This window comes from Oleiphilus sp. HI0123, from assembly GCF_001635315.1.
Genome location: NZ_LWGE01000342.1, coordinates 1 through 774, shown reverse-complemented (window position 1 = coordinate 774; position 774 = coordinate 1). Strand labels below are relative to the sequence as shown.

The following is a 774-nucleotide window of genomic DNA, read 5'->3' as shown; positions in this document are numbered from 1 at the left end:
TATACAAAATTAAATGCCTTAGAAGAGGATTACTGGAAAGCATCTGACGGTGCGACGATGTGGGTTAAAATTGAACTTCCCCGAATTGTCGATTCGGATCGAATTTGGATTGAGCTTGCACCCAATGTCGGATTAGATGGCGAATTGGCAATCTATGAAAACGGTCTCTGGACCTGGAAGCACGCTGCTGGTAGGCACGCTAGTGACAATGCCAGTTTCCCAGCCACCTTTCTTACCTTCGTTATCGAAAAACCGCGCGAACATCGCCTAGCCTTCCTTAAAATCAAGAGTTCACAAGTCTTAAATTTCAGCATAAACATCCGAGACCACGACTCACAACTTTCTCTTCTTGCTAGTAGAAATCTTGTGTATGGCTTGTGTTTTGGACTGATGATTCTTGCTTTTGTCTACAACATGGTAATTGGCATCTCTGCTGGAGAAAGAGTTTATACTTATTACGCCTCTTACGTTTTATGTATGTCGCTATATATGATTGCCATGACCGGGTACAACCGCCTGGCGTTTCCCGATTGGGGTGGAGAGGGTAGCTTCACCAACCTGACCGCTTGCTTGCTTGCGTTTTCTGCAACAGTATTCGTTCGCGAGCTACTTGAAACTAAGACAACAATCCCCAAGCTCGATATATTATTACGCCTGTTATTGGCTGCAACTTTTTCGACCATATTTCTACTAGGGTTTATGTCTGACCAACTTGCCTACATGTGTGTAGAAACGATAGGTCTAGTCATTCCAATTATCATACTTGTCTGTGCT

1 protein-coding gene is annotated in these 774 nt (G+C 43.7%); it reads left to right on the top strand.

The window, feature by feature from the left end:
- Positions 1 to 774: 7TM-DISM domain-containing protein (locus tag A3761_RS03235; protein ID WP_156491551.1), on the top strand; the 774-nt coding region annotated here is incomplete at both ends.